Annotated in this window: 15 protein-coding genes and 2 tRNA genes; 11 read left to right on the top strand and 6 right to left on the bottom strand. The window is 44.4% G+C overall.

Annotated elements, in window-relative coordinates:
• The first annotated feature begins 28 nt into the window (after positions 1 to 28).
• On the top strand, positions 29 to 1,045 hold the full coding sequence (locus CDG61_RS01735; RefSeq protein WP_087549828.1) for a cation diffusion facilitator family transporter: 1,017 nt from the start codon (positions 29 to 31) through the stop codon (positions 1,043 to 1,045).
• Between the two features lie 248 nt (positions 1,046 to 1,293).
• Here the strand turns inward: CDG61_RS01735 and CDG61_RS01740 are convergent, their stop codons facing one another.
• The 5 genes from CDG61_RS01740 to CDG61_RS01760 form a co-directional block, all read right to left on the bottom strand.
• The gene (locus CDG61_RS01740; RefSeq protein WP_087512110.1) at positions 1,294 to 1,635 is read right to left on the bottom strand and encodes a hypothetical protein; all 342 of its coding nucleotides are present in this window, start codon (positions 1,633 to 1,635) and stop codon (positions 1,294 to 1,296) included.
• A 168-nt stretch (positions 1,636 to 1,803) separates the two neighbouring features.
• Positions 1,804 to 1,879 (bottom strand) — tRNA-Glu (locus tag CDG61_RS01745).
• Positions 1,880 to 1,914: 35 nt separating this feature from the next.
• Positions 1,915 to 1,990 (bottom strand) — tRNA-Ala (locus CDG61_RS01750).
• 57 nt (positions 1,991 to 2,047) lie between these two features.
• Complete coding sequence (gene gltX / locus CDG61_RS01755; RefSeq protein WP_087549829.1) at positions 2,048 to 3,556, bottom strand: glutamate--tRNA ligase; 1,509 nt, start codon at positions 3,554 to 3,556, stop codon at positions 2,048 to 2,050.
• A gap of 130 nt (positions 3,557 to 3,686) precedes the next feature.
• The gene (locus CDG61_RS01760; RefSeq protein WP_087549830.1) at positions 3,687 to 3,986 is read right to left on the bottom strand and encodes a hypothetical protein; all 300 of its coding nucleotides are present in this window, start codon (positions 3,984 to 3,986) and stop codon (positions 3,687 to 3,689) included.
• 392 nt (positions 3,987 to 4,378) lie between these two features.
• Between CDG61_RS01760 and CDG61_RS01765 the strand changes: the two genes are divergently transcribed.
• The 10 genes from CDG61_RS01765 (at position 4,379) to CDG61_RS01810 (ending at position 15,336) form a co-directional block, all read left to right on the top strand.
• Positions 4,379 to 5,377, top strand: coding sequence for a sulfate ABC transporter substrate-binding protein (locus CDG61_RS01765; RefSeq protein ID WP_087512113.1), 999 nt, complete (start codon positions 4,379 to 4,381; stop codon positions 5,375 to 5,377).
• 228 nt (positions 5,378 to 5,605) lie between these two features.
• Positions 5,606 to 6,622, top strand: coding sequence for a sulfate ABC transporter substrate-binding protein (locus CDG61_RS01770; RefSeq protein ID WP_087512114.1), 1,017 nt, complete (start codon positions 5,606 to 5,608; stop codon positions 6,620 to 6,622).
• An 86-nt stretch (positions 6,623 to 6,708) separates the two neighbouring features.
• The gene (locus CDG61_RS01775; RefSeq protein WP_087549831.1) at positions 6,709 to 7,155 is read left to right on the top strand and encodes a GNAT family N-acetyltransferase; all 447 of its coding nucleotides are present in this window, start codon (positions 6,709 to 6,711) and stop codon (positions 7,153 to 7,155) included.
• A 163-nt stretch (positions 7,156 to 7,318) separates the two neighbouring features.
• Positions 7,319 to 8,242, top strand: coding sequence for a 16S rRNA (cytosine(1402)-N(4))-methyltransferase RsmH (gene rsmH / locus CDG61_RS01780; protein ID WP_087512116.1), 924 nt, complete (start codon positions 7,319 to 7,321; stop codon positions 8,240 to 8,242).
• A complete protein-coding gene (gene ftsL, locus CDG61_RS01785) occupies positions 8,242 to 8,574 on the top strand; it encodes a cell division protein FtsL (RefSeq protein ID WP_087512117.1) in 333 nt (110 codons plus the stop codon). The genes rsmH and ftsL overlap by 1 nt, the downstream gene beginning before the upstream one ends.
• 12 nt (positions 8,575 to 8,586) lie before the next feature.
• The gene (gene ftsI / locus CDG61_RS01790) at positions 8,587 to 10,407 is read left to right on the top strand and encodes a penicillin-binding protein PBP3 (protein ID WP_087512118.1); all 1,821 of its coding nucleotides are present in this window, start codon (positions 8,587 to 8,589) and stop codon (positions 10,405 to 10,407) included.
• Positions 10,408 to 10,418: 11 nt separating this feature from the next.
• Entirely contained in the window at positions 10,419 to 11,924 is a 1,506-nt protein-coding gene (locus CDG61_RS01795) for a UDP-N-acetylmuramoyl-L-alanyl-D-glutamate--2,6-diaminopimelate ligase (protein ID WP_087549832.1), read from the top strand.
• A complete protein-coding gene (locus tag CDG61_RS01800) occupies positions 11,925 to 13,334 on the top strand; it encodes a UDP-N-acetylmuramoyl-tripeptide--D-alanyl-D-alanine ligase (RefSeq protein WP_087549833.1) in 1,410 nt (469 codons plus the stop codon).
• A complete protein-coding gene (gene mraY, locus CDG61_RS01805; RefSeq protein ID WP_087512121.1) occupies positions 13,335 to 14,453 on the top strand; it encodes a phospho-N-acetylmuramoyl-pentapeptide-transferase in 1,119 nt (372 codons plus the stop codon).
• Positions 14,454 to 14,532: 79 nt separating this feature from the next.
• The gene (locus CDG61_RS01810; protein ID WP_087549834.1) at positions 14,533 to 15,336 is read left to right on the top strand and encodes a putative RNA methyltransferase; all 804 of its coding nucleotides are present in this window, start codon (positions 14,533 to 14,535) and stop codon (positions 15,334 to 15,336) included.
• An 82-nt stretch (positions 15,337 to 15,418) separates the two neighbouring features.
• Here the strand turns inward: CDG61_RS01810 and ponA are convergent, their stop codons facing one another.
• Positions 15,419 to 17,995, bottom strand: coding sequence for a penicillin-binding protein PBP1a (gene ponA / locus CDG61_RS01815; RefSeq protein ID WP_087549835.1), 2,577 nt, complete (start codon positions 17,993 to 17,995; stop codon positions 15,419 to 15,421).
• Positions 17,996 to 18,109: the final 114 nt, after the last annotated feature.

Here is an 18,109-nt window from a genome sequence, read left to right on the forward strand (position 1 = left end):
AAATGATAGAAAAAAACAGGAGTTCACTATGAGTGAGCACGGACATGACCATAGCCATGCAGTGGTGACAGAGGGCAATGCCAAAAAGCTGACCTTTGCTTTGGCATTGACGACTACATTCTTAATTGTTGAAGTGATTGCAGGTTTTATCACGCAAAGTCTGGCATTGCTTTCAGATGCAGCGCACATGTTTACCGATGCTGCGGCACTCGCGATTGCACTGGTGGCAATTAAAATCGGCAAGTTACCTGCTGATGATAAGCGAACCTTTGGTTATCAGCGTTTTGAAATTCTGGCGGCACTGTTCAATGCATCCATGCTGTTTGTGGTTGCCATGTATATCCTGTATGAAGCCTATCAACGTTTCAGTCATCCACCTGAAATTCAAAGTATGGGGATGATGATTGTTGCGGTTATTGGATTGATCATTAACTTGATTTCCATGAAAATTTTATTTTCAAGCTCGCAGGAAAGTCTGAATGTCAAAGGTGCTTATTTAGAAGTTTTAAGTGATGCTGTGGGTTCAATCGGAGTCATTATCGGCGCAGCGGTCATCTACTTTACGGGGTGGATGTGGGTCGATACGGTCATTGCTGTATTGATCGGTTTTTGGGTTTTGCCTAGAACATGGATCTTGCTGAAACAAAGTATCAATATTCTGCTTGAGGGTGTACCTGATGAGATTGATATTGAAAAACTGCGTAATGATTTACTGGCAGTGAAAGGTGTGGAAAGTATTCACCAACTCAAAGTCTGGGCAATTACCTCTAAAAATGTTCACTTAACGGTACATTTATTTGCACCACATGCAGACCGTAATGCGCTTTATCAGGATGCAATGGAAATGCTTAGTCATGAACATGGTATTACTGAGATGACCTTGCAGATCGAAGATGATGAATGTATGGCACATGCACACAGTGAGGCAGGGCATGCTACTGATGAACATGATCATCACGATCACGATCACGATCACGATCACGATCACGATCACGATCACGATCACGATTCACATACGCATAATGAAAAAAACCATTCACATTAATGTGAATGGTTTTTGGTTTAGAATTTTAATAGGCTTTTTGAGAAAGTTGTTTCAGCAAGAACTGAATTAATATTGAATGTTCCCCTCTCCTTTCAGGAGAGGGTTGGGGAGAGGTTTTCTATTTAAAAGCCCCTCATCCTAGCCTTCTCCCAAAGGGAGAAGGAACTTCCAATATTCTTTTGAATATGTTTTGAATCTCAATATTTTCTAACTTTCGCAAGAGCTTTAATATATTAAAAATATTGGAATTAGATATTCCACTCATGGTTGCAGTCACGGCATTTCCAGTGGCGGTTATTGCTCATAAATGCCTGCATGGAAATTTTAAAGTCAGGTAGATCACGCCAGAACATCACACCTGCGCCAGCACAGATCAGGAAAACCACCACAGTTGCAATCTGAAGTGTCTGACCAGCACCATCGCCAAAAGCCCACATTGCAATGCTGATCACCACAAGCAGTAATAAAACAAAAATGGCAGGAATCAGAATGACCAGGCTTTTAGGCACATTTGGGCGTACAGCAGGTTCACTTGCACTGGCAACAGGTAGGATTTTACGGCTCTGACACTTTGGACACTGGTATTGCATGGTGGTTCCACATTTATAATCTGACTATTATTCTAAACGTTCTGCTTCAGAATGCAAAAGACGTGATAAAAGTTGAAAGCAGAATGATTCAATTACTAAAATTCAGGCAATAAAAAACCCAGGTCATTATGCCTGGGTTTTTTACTAAGATGTATGACACCTTGAATATGGCGTCCCTACGGGGATTCGAACCCCGGTTACCGCCGTGAAAGGGCGATGTCCTAGGCCTCTAGACGATAGGGACAAGTGAGGCAACACAGGTAAAGCAATTTAAGAACTTGGTGGAGTCAAGGAGGATCGAACTCCTGACCTCTACAATGCCATTGTAGCGCTCTACCAACTGAGCTATGACCCCAGTCTGTGTGAGCGCTATATTATGGATAACGCCCGCACTCGTCAACTAAAAAATCAGTTAAGCTTCATCAACTGCATCATTTTTCGGCAATTTGATGCTTTCATTCAGCTTTTCCCACACTTTTGCTTCTTTTTTGCTCGGCCCACCCACAATTTCAAGTGCATGGCGTAAACGAGCGAAGGTCAAGTCCGGACCAATCGTGACCATAGATTGCATCACAGGTGTTGAAGACGTTGAACCTGCAATCGCGATAAAGAACGCAGGCATGAAATCACGCAGCTTAATTTCCATCTGAGTTGCCAGTTCCATCAAGGTCTGGCTGACCGTGTCATTATTCCAGGTAAATAAGCTTTCCAGACGCCAGATGGCAAACTGTAAGCTTTGACGAACCTGTTCTTCAGACAGTTTCTTACTTTCAAACTGTTCTTTGCTTAAGCTTGGGAACTGGTTGAAATAGAAACCTGCCCAGTTTACTGCTTCTGACAGGAGGTTAATACGAGGTTGAATTGCAGCAGCAATCTCTTCCAGTGTATTACGGTCAGATTTCCAGGCCAATAAAGTATTTAACAGTTCAGCAGGAGAGAGCGCTTTAATCCACTGACCATTCAACCAGTTGAGTTTTTCTACATCGAAAATTGGACCACCGAGTGATACACGTTTGATGTCGAAGTTTTCAATCATTTCAGCTAGAGTGAATTTTTCACTTTCATCCGGCATTGACCAACCCATACGCCCTAAGTAGTTCAACAAAGCTTCTGGTAAGACACCAATGTCTTTGTAGTAGTTGATTGAAGTCGGATTTTTACGTTTTGATAATTTTGATTTATCAGGATTACGCAACAATGGCATGTGGCACAGTGTTGGCATGTCCCAACCAAAATATTGGTATAACAATTGATGTTTTGGTGCAGATGGAATCCATTCTTCACCACGGATGACATGCGTGATTTCCATCAAATGGTCATCTACTACGTTTGCCAGGTGATATGTCGGTAAACCATCAGTTTTGAGGAGAATCTGCATATCAACTTGCGCCCAAGGAATCTCAACTTCCCCACGAAGCAAATCATTGAATTTACAGATCCCTTCCTCAGGTACTTTCATGCGGATCACATGCGCTTCACCCGCAGCCAGACGGCGTTGAACTTCTTCCTGAGAAAGTTTTAAACCACGACCGTCATATTTTGGTGATTCACCGCGAGCTTGTTGCTCTGCACGCATCTGATCGAGTTCTTCTGTGGTTGCGAAGCAATAGAATGCATGACCTTTTTCAACCAGTTCCAGAGCGTATTGTTTATAAATCCCCATACGCTCAGACTGGCGGTAGGGTGCATGTGGACCGCCGACGTCTGGACCTTCAGACCAGTTCAGACCTAACCAGCGCAATGAATCCAGAATCATTTTTTCAGATTCAGGAGTAGAGCGAAGCTGGTCTGTATCTTCAATACGAAGAATAAACTCACCGCCATGCTGCTTAGCAAAACATAAGTTAAACAAGGCGATATAAGCGGTACCTACATGAGGAAAACCGGTAGGAGAAGGTGCAATACGGGTACGGACTGTCATAACGGAATATTATTCAGAATGTAAATTGAAACCATTATAACGAAAAAGCCTGATCACTTAATGCTTAATTCGCATTCTGTGATCAGGCAATGTGCGGCTCCCTTTACAGAGGACTGGGTGCCTGAATTAATTAAGAATTATTCTGAGTGAAAAATGACTGAAGAAAACGGCTGAAGCTCTGATTCTGTGATGCAAAGAAGCTTTGTGTCGGTGCTGTTTTAATGGCAGTAATCACTTTAAGATCGTTATCTGACTGTAGGTTTTTATCGCCATTTTTCTGCTGATTCAGGGCTTTTTCAATCAGTGAAGTTTTTTCAGCAGGCAGGCTGACTTTTGCACTGGTTGATTTTATGGATGCAGAAAACGTGCTTTGAGCAGCAAGAGCAAAACTCATGCTGAGCAGTAAAATCTGAATAAACTGTCTGTTCATGTCCAACGTCCCCTTTGGTATTGAAGAAACTGTATTTTTATATAAAGAAGGTTTGTACGACTACAATTTAATCATCTTTTGAAATAAAAAAGTAGAACTACGTCACATTATTTACAAAAATATAAAGAAAACTACTTTAAAACCGTCTTGGTCTAAACATATTTTCTTTTTTCAGCGCTTATGTTGTATCAGATAAGTGTGGAGATAAAGTGAAGAATTTTTATAAGTCACTGTTTTTTCAGTCGCTTATAAAAAATAGGTCTATCATTTGCTGTTTTATGGATATGCATAAATCATATTTACAAATAATTATTTATTATAACTAATTGATTATTTTCATTATTTTTAAAATATAGATTGTGTTTAATCTTTATTTTAAATGAATACCCAATATGAAAAAAATAATTGTATCTACATTTTTCACTGTACTGAGTGGACTGGCGGTTCACAGCCATGCAGGCAAAGAGTTTCTGAATGTGTCCTATGATCCGACCCGTGAATTTTACCAGGAATATAATAAAAGTTTTGGTGAGTTCTGGAAAAAGAAAACAGGGCAGGAGATTGAGTTTAAACAGTCACATGGTGGTTCTGGTAAGCAGGCTCGGTCCGTTGTGGATGGATTACAGGCAGATGTGGTCACGCTGGCACTTGCCAATGATATTGAGGAAATTGTAAAAGCAGGTCTGATTGAACCAGGCTGGCAAAAAGAATTCCCAAGTAATTCTGCGCCATATACTTCGACCATTGTATTTTTAGTTCGTAAGGGCAACCCGAAAGGTATTAAAGACTGGAATGATCTGACAAAACCGGGTGTGGAAATTATTACCCCAAATCCGAAAACAGGTGGCGCACCCCGCTGGATTTATCTGTCGGCATGGGGTTATGCCCTGAAACAGCCTGGGGGGAATGATGCCAAGGCGCGTGAGCTGGTTAAAAAGCTCTATAAAAATGTAAAAGTACTGGACTCAGGCGCACGGGGTTCACTGACGACTTTTGCTGAACGTGGTATTGGTGATGTGCTGTTGTCCTGGGAAAATGAAGCATTGCTGGCAACATCTGGTCCTGATAAAGATAAATATCAGATTGTGTATCCATCCATTTCGATTCTGGCAGAGCCTTCGGTTGCCATCGTGGATAAAAACGTGGATAAGGATGGAAACCGGAATCTGGCGAAAGGGTACTTAAATTATCTGTACTCACCACTGGGTCAGGATCTGGCAGCAAAATATAATTTCAGACCCCGAAATGCTCAGGCTGCGGCAAAATATGCAGCAAAATTCCCTAAAATTAAACTGTTCACCATTAATGATGTGTTTGGTGGCTGGGCAAAAGCACAGCAGACGCATTTTGTGAATGGTGCTGTTTATGATCAGATTTCAGCTGAAAAATAACAGAAATGAAATAAACAGGTGGGTTTTTATCTGTTTATTTCATAAGTGATTCATAAAAACATATAAATTAAGAATAAGCATTCTGTTTTAAAAATTTCATTTTAAAACAGGGTGTTGAGGTGGAATGCTCCCGTTTTTCCTTATCAGCAAAATCCGGTATTTTCATTGAAGAAGTGCAGCATATTTCATATAGTTATCACAATTAAAGATCAACTGTTCTGAATTCTCATGAAAACTGGTTTAAAAGCATTGATAGGAGCAGCAATTGTTGCTTCTGGTTTCACTCTGACCACTGTCTCTGCACAGGCAGCAGACCGTCAGTTCCTGAATGTATCTTATGATGCAACACGTGAATTTTACGATGAATTCAATAAATCATTCGGGACTTACTGGAAAGACCGTACAGGTCGTACCGTCGATTTTAAACAGTCTCATGGTGGTTCAGGCAAGCAGGCACGTTCTGTTGTTGATGGTCTGAAAGGTGATGTGGTTACACTGGCACTTGCCAATGATATTGATGAAATTGTGAAGTCAGGTCAGATTCAGCCGGGCTGGCAGAAAGAGTTTCCATATAATTCTGCACCTTATACATCCACTATTGTATTTATGGTGCGTAAGGGCAACCCTAAAAAAATCAAAGACTGGACCGATTTAACCAAACCGGGTGTTCAGATCATTACGCCTAACCCGAAAACAGGTGGTCTGCCACGCTGGATTTATCTGTCGGCATGGGGTTATGCACTGAAACAGCCTGCGGGTAATGATGCCAAAGCCCGTGAGTTTGTCTCTAAAATGTATGGCAATGTCAAAGTAATGGATTCGGCTGCACGTGCATCCATGACGACGTTTGCTGAACGTGGTATTGGTGATGTATTGCTGACCTGGGAAAATGAAGCCATGATCAGCCAGAAAACACTGGGCAACAAGTTTGATATCGTTTATCCATCCATGTCGATCCTGACTGAGCCTTCGGTTGCGATTGTTGATAAAACAGTTGAGAAAAACGGCAACAAATGGCTAGCAACCGGTTATATCAACTATCTGTATTCACCATTAGGTCAGGAAATGGCAGCACGTCATTTCTATCGTCCACGTAATCCAGAGATTCTGGCAAAATATTCAAAACAATTCCCTGCACTGAAAACATTTACCATTGATGAAGTCTTCGGTGGCTGGGCAAAAGCACAGCAGACGCATTTTGTGAATGGTGCTGTTTTTGATCAGATTTACAGTAAGAAACGTTAACCGGTCACGGTGCTGAGCAGAAAACCTCCTTTTTCAGGAGGTTTTTTTATAAAGATCAGATTGATTTTAAAGTAAACAGGATCATCATGAGTATGCATATACGCGCTGCGACAGCTGAAGATATTGATCTGATTTTTGATATTCGGACAGCAGTCAAAGAAAATCACTTATCCAGAGAGGAACTGGCTGAATCAGGTATTACTGAAGGCACGATTCTGGCGTTGATTGAAAACACTCCATCGGTATGGGTGGCTGAGCTGAATCATCGTGGATGTGGATTTGCGATAGCTGATCAGGATGAAGGCAGTATTTTTGCCATGTTTGTTCATCCTGATTTTGAAGGGCAGGGCGTGGGTGCAGCATTGCTGAAAAAAGCCGAAATTTTTTTATTTCAGTATTTTCAGGAGATCTGGCTTGAAACAGATGCTGAAAGCCGGGCTTATGGGTTTTATTGCCGGCATGGCTGGCGTGTTGCAGAATATTTTGAAAATGGCGATGTGAAAATGATCAGGACAAAGACAGCTGTTTTATAGTTCTGATTCTGCTGTTTTTTTGTGCTGAATTTGACCGGAATGACAGGAAAAACGGTTTTCTCTATGAAAATTAATATTTCCCTACAAAAAGACGTTTGGAGCTTTATTAAAACAAGGTAATAATGTGCAGTTAAATTCCCCTGTTAGCTGTTGATTGATTTTTATGTCGCATATTTCTGTATTACTTCACGAAACTGTTGATGCACTGCTGGCAGAGCGCAATACAGGAATTTATGTCGATGGCACATTTGGCAGGGGTGGTCATACCCGACTTTTGCTTTCAAAACTGGATGAAAATTCCCGTGTTTATGCCTTTGATAAAGATCCGCAGGCACTGGAAGTGGCGTATCAGCTGGAAAAAGAAGATCCACGGTTTAAAATAATTCATGCCAGTTTTGCAGATTTAAAAGCAGAAATTAATGGACTTGGTCTGGATAAGGTGGACGGCATTATGGCTGACCTGGGGGTGTCTTCACCCCAGCTGGATCAGGCAGAGCGTGGCTTCAGCTTTATGAAAGATGGTCCTCTGGATATGCGGATGGACAATTCACAGGGACAGACAGCAGCAGAGTGGCTGGTCGATGTGGATGAAGAACATCTGGCAAATGTCATATTTCAGTACGGGGAAGAGCGCTACAGTCGACGTATTGCCAGAGCCATCAAACAGGCAGGATATATTGAAACCACAGCGCAGCTGGCGGAAATTGTCAAAGTGGCGCACCCAAAGTGGGAAAAAAATAAACATGCTGCAACCCGTACATTTCAGGCGATCCGTATTGAAATCAATAAGGAACTGGATGATGTGCATTCATTTTTACCCCAGGCAACAGATTTGTTAAAATCTGGTGGCAGACTGGCAGTGATCAGCTTCCATTCGCTTGAAGACCGAATTATTAAACAGTTTATACAGAAAGAATCCACGCTTGCGGAAGATAATGGCTGGGGTTTACCTCAGAAAGTTGAAGACACCCGCAGACTGAAAAAAATTGACCGAATCCGTGCCAGTGAAGCGGAAGTTAAGGAAAATCCACGTTCCCGCAGTGCATGGTTGCGAGTGGCGGAGCGTCTGACTGCAAAAGGCGAATAATGAAAACAGAAGCAGTTGAAAACAAAACAGAAAATTTGCGGTTAAAAAAAATAATCGTTTATTTTATTTTACTTGCTCTGGTTTTTTCCAGTGCAATGATGGTGGTTTTTCAGGTGTTTGAATATCGGCATGATTATCGACAGCTCAGTGGTTTTATGCGTGACCGCGATGATCTGAATGCGGAGTGGGGACGTTTGCTGATTGAGCAGCAGACTTTTGGTGCAACAGCGCAGATTGGTACACGGGCAGTGACTCAGCTGCGGATGTATTCGCCACCTGCTGCGCAGACGGTAGTGATTTCTTTACCTGCAACAACACAAGATAAAAAATAAGGCTGGCTGTAGATGGTAGATCCACGTAAAAAGCAAACACGTAAAAAGCAGCCCATTACTGAAAAAGCATCATTCAATGTAGATATGTGGCGCTTTTATCTGATGTGGGGAACGGTCCTGCTGTGCTTTGTTGCACTGGTCGGGCGGGCTTTCTATGTTCAGGTGGTGAACAAGGATTTTCTGCAGAATAAAGCCAATGCCAATATTTTACGCACCGAAAAAGTAAAAGCCATGCGTGGGGTGATTTATGACCGCCATGGTGTTCCTCTTGCCATCAGTACACCTGTCATGAAAGTGGTGATGGATCCGCGGGATTATTTTGACAATAAAAAGCTGTTTGAAGAAACCACAGCAGAACTGAAAAAAGACCCGAACAACCGTAAGTTGAAACGTCAGTTACCTGATAAAAACCTGAATCTGGATCAGCTGGCAGATGCTGTCGGTATGGACAGGGAGGAGCTGAAGAAAAAGCTTTATGAGCGTCCACGTTCGCGTTATCTGGTGCTGAAAAAAGAAGTACCGCCACAGCAGGCCGAACTGATTGCTAAACGTGAATTTCAGGGTGTTTATACTGAAAAAAATTATAAGCGTTATTATCCTCAACCTCAGCCAAACGCACAGATTATCGGTCTGACCAACAGCGAAGGCTCAGGAATTGAAGGGCTGGAAATGCAGCTGAACGGTCGTCTTGCAGGTGAGGACGGTGAGCAGCAGGTGATCCGTGATAAGCGCGGAAACCGTGTCCGTGATCCAGAGGTGATCAAGGAAATGGAGCCTGGGGAAAATATTACCCTGAGTATTGATTCACGTCTGCAGTATATTATGTACCGTGAACTGACAGCGGCAGGTGTTGCGAATAATGCCCGTTCAGCAACAGCCATTACTGTTGATGTAAAAACCGGTGAAATTCTGGCAATGACCAGCTGGCCTTCTTATAACCCAAATGATAAAGAAGGCTTAAAAAATAAAGATGCCATGCGTAACCGTGGTGCGGTGGATTCATTTGAACCCGGTTCCACCATGAAGCCACTGACCATAGCAATGGCACTGGAAAGTGGGAAATATACCGCAAATACTGTGGTGAACACGTCTCCAGGTTCCATGCGTGTAGGGAATCATACCATCCGTGATACGCATAATTATGGTGCTCTGACACTGGGCGGCATTATTCAGAAATCCTCCAACGTCGGTGTTGCAAAAATTGCACTGTCTCTGCCTTATGCAACATTGCCGACATTTTATCAGCGTGTAGGTTTTGGTCAGCGTTCTGCGGTGAAATTCCCTGGTGAAAGTGGTGGTTTGATTCTTCCAAAAAATAAGTGGAATGTTTCAGAGGTTGCCACCATGGCTTATGGATATGGCTTAAATGCAACCGTACTTCAGATGGCGGATGCTTATGCCATGCTTGCCAATCATGGTGTGAAAGTACCTTTAAGCCTGTATAAACTGGAAGATAAGCCAAAAGGTGAACAGATTGTTGCCCCTGAAATTGCAGACCAGGTTCTGTTGATGATGGAAACGGCGACATTACCTGGTGGAACAGCCACCCGGGCAACCATTCCAGGTTATCGGGTCGGTGGTAAAACAGGTACAGCACATAAACTGCGTGCAGACCGTAAAGGTTATTCGCAGAATGAATACCGGGCATTGTTTGCAGGTGTCGCACCGGTCAGTGACCCGCGTCTTGCCATGATTGTGGTCGTGGAAAATCCGAAAGGAACCTATTATGGTGGTACCGTTTCAGCACCGGTTTTTGCACGTGTGATGCAGGAATCATTGCGTCTGATGAACGTACCGTTGGATAAGCCCCTCGACAGCCCTAAAACTCAGTAAACAGGTGATGAATGTCAATTACATTTCAGGATATTTACTCTACAGATCAGCATGCTGAGTGGATGGAAAAACCATTTCAGGGGTTTAATCTGGACAGCCGTTCTGTTCAGCCTGGGCAGATTTTTATTGCGCTGACCAGTTATTCCCAGCCTGAAAAAACATTACAGTTTGCACAGGCAGCATTGGATAAAGGTGCGCTGGCAGTGGTCAGTGAAAATAAACTGGGACTGGATCATGAATTTATCTGCTCAGATGTCCGCCATCTGATGGGGCAATGGCAAAAACAATATTTACAGGCTACAGATCCAGTCAAAGCTGCACGAATACTGGCTGTAACAGGAACCAATGGTAAAACCACGATTTCCCGTCTGGTTGCAGAACTGCTGATGTTGCAGGGTCGCAAATGTGCAGTGATGGGAACCACAGGGAACGGGATTCTACCGAACCTTGAGGCTTCTTCGCACACGACACTTGATGCATTGCATTTACAGAATTTACTGCATGATTTTGCTCAGAATGGTGCCGAATTTGTTTCACTTGAAGCAAGTTCACATGGTCTTGAACAGGGGCGTCTGAATGGTTGTGATATTGAAATTGCAGCTTACAGTAACCTTAGCCGTGATCATCTGGATTATCACGGGACACTTGAGGCGTATGCCGAAGCCAAGTCCCGACTGTTCAGCTTTTCATCCCTGAAAACGGCTGTCATCAATATAGATGATGAGCATGCAATGGTCATGCTGGATGCAGCCAGCAGTAATCAGGCACATCCTGAAATACTGACCTATTCCACTTCAAAAAGTGCCGATTATCAGGTTTTTGGTATTCAGTACAGCCTGGAGGGTGCCACTTTTCATCTGAAAACAGCCAAAGGTGAATTTACGGTAAACAGCCCGCTGCTGGGACATTTCAATATTGAAAATCTGGTTGCCAGTCTGATTGTGGCAGAGCAGGCAGGGTTTGATCTGGCGCAGCTGATTGCAGTGGTACCTAAGCTGAAAGGAGCACCTGGTCGTATGCAGGTGATCCGTGATGCAAGCCGTTTATTTGTTGTGGACTATGCACATACTCCGGATGCATTGACCCAGGTGCTTAAAACCCTGAAACGCCATGTTGAAAATCAGCTGTGGGCTGTATTTGGCTGTGGTGGTGACCGTGACCGTGGTAAGCGTCCACTGATGACCAAAGCGGCACTTGAGCAGGCAAATCCGGTCATGATTACTTCAGATAATCCACGGACAGAAGATCCTGCACAGATTTTTGCTGACATGAAACGTGATATAGATTTCAGTCAGCACGATGTACATGAAATCCATGACCGCCGTGAAGCAATTAAATATGCCGTTAAACATGCGCAATCGGGTGATATTGTGGTGATTGCCGGTAAAGGTCATGAAAATTATCAGGAAATTGATGGTGTACGCCATTGGTTTGATGATGTGGTTGAAGTGCAGTCAGCGATAGATGCACAACACCATAAACCCGATTCAGCGTATCCAGCGCAACAGGAAAAATAGATGCACACTTCCACCACCAGTACTGTGCCTCTGGAACCGTGGACAGCAGATGAACTTGCTGAAGCGACTCAGGGTTACTGGTACTCAGATCAGGCACCGCAGGGTGAAATTAAACGTATTCTGAGTGACTCACGTCATGCAGAGCAGGGCGATGCCTTTCTTGCATTAAAAGGTGAACGCTTTGATGCACATGATTTTATTGCACAGGTTGCAGAAAAAGGCTGTCAGATTGCGATTGTCAGCCATCCTGTAGATGTGGATATCTGTCAGCTTGTCGTGAGTGACACCCGTCTTGCACTGGGGCATCTTGGGGCATACCGACGTGCACGTCATGCACAGCTGAAAGTGATTGCACTGACCGGCAGCAGTGGGAAAACCACGACCAAGGAAATGCTGGGCAGTATCCTGTCCCGTCTTGCTCCGACCCTGATCACCCGGGGAAATCTGAACAATGACCTCGGTGTCCCGATGATGCTGCTGGAGCTGCGTGCTGAACATCAGTATGCAGTGATGGAACTGGGTGCAAGCCATCAGGGTGAGATTGACTATACTTCAAATCTGGTTCAGCCTCATGTTGCCGGTATTCTGAATATTGGTACAGCGCATATGGGCGAGTTCGGTGGGCGTGATGGTATCTGCCGTGCTAAATCCGAAATTTACAGTCACATCAGTCCATCAGGAACATCGATTATTCCTGCGAAGGATGATTTTACGGATCAGATCCGTACTGCTGTACAGACTGAAAAAAGTCTGAGTTTTGGTGAGGGCGGTGATGTTTTTGCTACAGATATTGTACTGCATGCGCAGTCATCTTCATTCATGATCAACACAGCCCAGGGTTCCCGGTCAGTGAATCTACCGTTTGCAGGTCTGCACAATGTACACAATGCAGAAGCTGCGACAGCATTTGCGCTGGCAATCGGTATTGGTCTGGATGACATTGTGACTGGACTGGAAACAGCTCAGGGTGCCAAAGGTCGCCTGAATTTTATCCACAAAGCGAATTATCTGTTCATTGATGACACGTATAATGCCAATCCGACCTCTATGCGTGCAGCTGCAGAAGTTTTAGCGCAGCAGGATGGTATTAAAGTACTGGTGATGGGCGATATTGGTGAACTGGGTGACAGTGCTGCACAACAGCATTATTTACTGGGTCGTGATCTTGTGTCAGTTCAGGGGATTAATTTTGTGGTTGCTGTCGGTGAATTTGCACCTGCAGCACAGGAAGGTGCCCGCAGTACTCAGTACGGGAAAAAAATGCAGGCATTTCTGAATCAGGCACAGGCTTTGCCGTTATTAACAAGTCTGGTGGAAACCCACCAGCCGCAGTCTATGAGTTTCCTGTTTAAAGGTTCTCGTTATACCCATATGGAAACATTGATGACCGAATTGATGGAGAAACTCTAAATGTTGTATTGGTTATTTCAGCATCTGGCTGGCTATGAAAATGCCTTTCAGGTGGTTCGGTATCTATCATTGCGCGCCTTGCTGAGTGTCTTGACAGCCCTGGCAATTGGCTGGGCTTTAGGTCCTGTGATGATCCGTAAATTACAGGCTCTGAAATACGGTCAGGCAGTCAGTTCTTTTGCACCTGAAAACCATGCCAAAAAAATGGGTACGCCAACTATGGGCGGTATTCTGATCCTGTTATCCATCGGGATCAGTACGCTGCTGTGGGCAGATCTGAGCAACCCTTACGTCTGGATTGTGCTGGGTGTGATGGTTATTTTTGGTGCTGTGGGATGGGCAGATGACTGGATTAAAGTCCGTTATAAAGATAATGCGGGTCTGCCAGCCAGGAAGAAATTTTTCTGGACTTCAGTGGGTTCACTGGGTGCGGGTATTGCGCTGTATGTCATTGCTACACAGCAGGACAATCCGGTACATACTGCCAATATGCTGGATCTGCTGATTCCGTTTTTCAAAAACCTCAGTATTCCATTGTCTTCCATTCCACTGGGTATCGGTTTCATTATTTTCACTTATCTGGTGATTAATGGGGGCTCCAATGCAGTCAACCTGACGGATGGTCTGGATGGTCTGGCAATCATGCCGATCGTACTGGTTGCCGCAGGTCTGGGGGTATTTGCCTACCTTGCGGGTGATATCCGTTTTGCCAGTTATCTGCATATTCCTTATGTGAAATACACCTCTGAACTGGTGATTATCTGTGCGGCCATGATTGGTGCCGGTCTGGCATTCTTATGGTACAACGCACATCCGGCTCAGGTATTCATGGGGGATGTCGGTGCGCTGTCACTGGGTGCGATGCTGGGTACAATTGCTGTTATGGTTCGTCAGGAAATTGTTTTTGCCATCATGGGCGGTGTGTTCGTGGTTGAGGCGATTTCGGTATTCCTGCAGATCGGTTCATTGCGTATGCGTAATAAGCGTGTGTTCCTGATGGCGCCATTGCATCATCATTATGAGAAAAAAGGCTGGCGTGAAACTCAGGTTGTGATCCGTTTCTGGATTATTACAATTATGCTGGTAGTTTTGGGTCTGATGACTTTAAAATTACGCTAAGAAAGCATGATACGAAAAGTCGGCAGCTGCCGGCTTTTTTTATGGCTGATGAGATAACCGCAATGGTCTGGAGAAAGTGATGAATTTGTTGATGTGTCCTGTGTGTCGTGAAGCACTGAGCTTGACGGAAAAAACGTGGCGCTGCTCCAGTAATCACAGCTATGACGTGGCAAAACAGGGTTATGTTAATCTGCATGTGGTACAGCATAAGCACAGTAAAAATCCAGGAGATACTCCAGAGTCCGTTCAGGCACGCCGCACATTCCTTTCAGGTGGTTTTTATGCACCCTTACAACAGGTGGTAGTTGAGAAAATCAAAAATCTGCGTATTGAAAATCTGCTTGATATAGGCTGTGGTGAAGGCTATTACACCAGTGCCATGCAGGCAGAAGTGCTGCAGTGTGTAGGGGTGGATATTGCGAAAAATGCAGTGCAGGTTGCAGCAAGGATGAATAAGGACATCACCTGGGTGGTGGGGACGGGTGCAACCTTACCGGTAATGGATCACAGTATTGATTTATGCACCAGTTTATTCAGCCCGATTCCCAAAGAGGAAATCTGCCGTGTATTAAAGCCCGAAGCTTATCTGATGGTGGTCACACCCGCTCCAAAGCATCTGTATGCCATGCGTGAAGCATTGTTTGATGAGGTGAATGCACATGACCCTCACAAATTTGCAGAACAGCTACAGGATGCGTTTGAGTTGATTGATCAGTCTGTGATTGAGTCGGAATTTACACTGGATCAGGCGCAGCTGAAAAATCTGATAGCCATGACACCTTATGCATACAAAGCAAAACTGGAAAAACGCCAGGCACTGGAGCAGCAACAGAGCACCAGCCTGAAAGCCAGTTTTCAGATGTATGTTTTTAAGAAAAAATAAAACAGATTGAAATCTGAAATGCATAAAAAAACCCTCTGATTAAGAGGGTTTTTTTTATGCTCAGTAGAACTGAGAGCTGAGTTTATTCAACTTCATTAATCAGGTTTTCCAGCGCATCTGGACGATGTTCCTGAGGTTTTCTGGCTGGTGCAGGCTGCATTGCCGGTGGTGCTTTTTCATCTGGAATCAGCGTTTCTTCACCTGGTAAGTCATCGAAATCACGCTCCGGTACACGGGTCGGTGCAACAGGAGCCGGTCGGTATAATGGTCTTGCCAGAGGCGGTGAAGAGCGGTCTTCTTCTCTTTGCGCAATTTCAGTCGGATTAGTTGCTGTTGTGCGGTTAACCGGTGCTTTTGCATTTTTGTCCAGGTGAACCCATGCCGCCGGTGTTCCTTTTAGCGCATTGCCCATAAAGTTGGTCCAGATCGGTAGAGCAGCGACACCACCGTATTCACGACGACCAAGCGTAGTCGGTTTGTCAAAACCTACCCATGCAATTGTCACCAGTTTGCCATTGAAGCCTGCAAACCAGGCATCTTTTGCATCATTGGTGGTTCCTGTTTTACCGCCAATATCACCACGACCAATTTTTAAAGCCGCACGTCCAGTACCATGCTGAATCACATCCCGTAAAATGTTCGCCATGTCATATGCAGAGCTGGATTTTAAAATACGCTGTGCCTGACGGTACTGACCACGTTCTTCGGAAGCATTTTCGGCTTCAATTTTATCTTTGTTCAGATTGGTGACTTCAATAACTTCATCATCAGGCGTGATTGCATCATCGGCACCGGACGCTGCATTTTCGTCACTGGCAATATCATCCTCAGGAGCATCAGGCTCATTAATACAGGGAATGCATGCATATTCAGGATTGACCTGATAAATGACTTTGCCATAAGCATCTTCAATCCGGTCAATAAAGTGTGGCTGAATACGGTAACCGCCATTTGCAAATGTTGCATAACCGGTTGCCATCTGAACAGGCAATACCTGTGGCGTTCCGAGTGCGATGGTGTAGTTGCGTGGAATCTGATCTTCCTGAAGCCCGAAATCCATAAACAGCTGGCGGGTACGTTCAATACCGACACTTTGCAGCAGACGGACAGAAACCGTATTTCGGGACAGATAAAGCGCCCGACGTAATGGAATCATCCCGAGATAACGACCATCGGAGTTTCTTGGTGACCATTTCCCAATGGTAATGGGATTGTCATTGACCATGGTATAAGGCGTCATGCCGCGTTCAAGTGCGAGGGCATAGACAAAGGGTTTAATGGTGGAGCCGGGTTGCCGCCAACCCTGTAATGCGCGGTTGAAGCGGGACTGATAAAAGTTGTATCCACCAACAATAGCCTCAATGGCACCGTTGTTTGGGTTTAATGCAATCAGCTGACCCTGCACTTTAGGTGCCTGAACCAAAGCCCAGGAGGTTTTGTTTTCATTTGGCCGAAGACGGATAATATCTTTAACTTTTACGATCTGTGATGCACGGCTGGGCGCACCACCGACACTGTTGGCATTGCGGTAAGGTCTCGCCCATGACATACCAGACCAGGGAACAGTCACAGTACTGCCATCCTGCATCAGTGCTTCAAACGAACTGGTGTTGACTTTGGTGACTTGTGCCGGATAGGTGTTTGCAAAAGCAACAAACTCTTTCAGTGGTTTATCATGAGCTTCTGCACCGCGCCAGCCATGACGACGATCATAGTCTTCAAGACCTTTCCGTACAGCTTCCTCTGCATAAGCCTGACGCTGGCTGTTAATGGTTGAATAAACCTTGTAGCCTGAATCGACTGCCTGCTCACCAAATTTTTCCACGAGTTCAGCACGGATCATTTCCCCAACATAGGGAAATTTATTGCTGATTCCCCGCTCTGGCATATCCAGGCTGATCGGTTCAGCAATCGACTTCTGGTACTGTCCCTGATTCAGGTAGCCCAGTTGCAGCATACGTCCCAGAATCCAGTTGCGGCGTTCAAGAGCCCGCTCAGGATTGGCGACAGGGTTGTATTTTGAAGGTGCTTTGGGTAAGCCTGCAATCATTGCCATCTGGGCAACTGTCAGCTCATCCAGGCTTTTGTTGTAGTAAATTTTGGCAGCCGCAGCAATTCCGTATGCATTCTTCCCCAGAAAGATTTTATTGACATACAGCGTCAGAATTTCTTCTTTACTCAGATTCTGTTCAATTTTACGTGCCAGGAAAATCTCAGTCAGTTTGCGCTTCAGGGTTCTTTCAGGGGAGAGATAATAGTTTTTTGCCACCTGCATGGTGATGGTCGAGCCACCGGTCTGTACACCAGAACCTGTAACACTTTCCGAAACTGCACGTCCCAGACCTTTAAAACTGATTCCGCTGTGTTCAAAAAATGATGAATCTTCAGCTGCAAGAAAGGCATGAATAAAAGAACTGGGAATCTGTTTGTATTCAACAGGTACTGAAAGCTTGCCACCATACTCGGCAATCAGCTCATTATCAGCGCTGTAAACCTGTAAGGGCTTCAGTAATGGCGCCTTTTTCAGAGTGTTCATTTCTGGCAGGGATGGCGCAATATAGAGATACATGCCATAGAAACCCATAGGAACTGCGACCAGAATTATAATTATGATCAAAAAAAATGGATGAACACGACCTGAACAAGATAGCTTTTTCATAACAAGTAAGTTTTAATAGGAGCTAATGGCAAACTAATTGGTGGTCAGTATAGCCTTTACACATACGGATTGTTAGATGAGTAATTGTATCCGTATAAAATTATAGATCACAGC

The organism is Acinetobacter sp. WCHAc010052 (genome assembly GCF_002165295.2).
GTDB lineage: Bacteria > Pseudomonadota > Gammaproteobacteria > Pseudomonadales > Moraxellaceae > Acinetobacter > Acinetobacter chinensis.

Bases quoted from the DNA above. Each gene is read 5' to 3' on its own strand.
- CDG61_RS01735 (WP_087549828.1), top strand. From the start codon at position 29: ATGAGTGAGCACGGACATGACCATAGCCATGCAGTGGTGACAGAGGGC.
- CDG61_RS01740 (WP_087512110.1), bottom strand. From the start codon at position 1,635: ATGCAATACCAGTGTCCAAAGTGTCAGAGCCGTAAAATCCTACCTGTT.
- gltX (WP_087549829.1), bottom strand. From the start codon at position 3,556: ATGACAGTCCGTACCCGTATTGCACCTTCTCCTACCGGTTTTCCTCAT.
- CDG61_RS01760 (WP_087549830.1), bottom strand. From the start codon at position 3,986: ATGAACAGACAGTTTATTCAGATTTTACTGCTCAGCATGAGTTTTGCT.
- CDG61_RS01765 (WP_087512113.1), top strand. From the start codon at position 4,379: ATGAAAAAAATAATTGTATCTACATTTTTCACTGTACTGAGTGGACTG.
- CDG61_RS01770 (WP_087512114.1), top strand. From the start codon at position 5,606: ATGAAAACTGGTTTAAAAGCATTGATAGGAGCAGCAATTGTTGCTTCT.
- CDG61_RS01775 (WP_087549831.1), top strand. From the start codon at position 6,709: ATGAGTATGCATATACGCGCTGCGACAGCTGAAGATATTGATCTGATT.
- rsmH (WP_087512116.1), top strand. From the start codon at position 7,319: ATGTCGCATATTTCTGTATTACTTCACGAAACTGTTGATGCACTGCTG.
- ftsL (WP_087512117.1), top strand. From the start codon at position 8,242: ATGAAAACAGAAGCAGTTGAAAACAAAACAGAAAATTTGCGGTTAAAA.
- ftsI (WP_087512118.1), top strand. From the start codon at position 8,587: ATGGTAGATCCACGTAAAAAGCAAACACGTAAAAAGCAGCCCATTACT.
- CDG61_RS01795 (WP_087549832.1), top strand. From the start codon at position 10,419: ATGTCAATTACATTTCAGGATATTTACTCTACAGATCAGCATGCTGAG.
- CDG61_RS01800 (WP_087549833.1), top strand. From the start codon at position 11,925: ATGCACACTTCCACCACCAGTACTGTGCCTCTGGAACCGTGGACAGCA.
- mraY (WP_087512121.1), top strand. From the start codon at position 13,335: ATGTTGTATTGGTTATTTCAGCATCTGGCTGGCTATGAAAATGCCTTT.
- CDG61_RS01810 (WP_087549834.1), top strand. From the start codon at position 14,533: ATGAATTTGTTGATGTGTCCTGTGTGTCGTGAAGCACTGAGCTTGACG.
- ponA (WP_087549835.1), bottom strand. From the start codon at position 17,995: ATGAAAAAGCTATCTTGTTCAGGTCGTGTTCATCCATTTTTTTTGATC.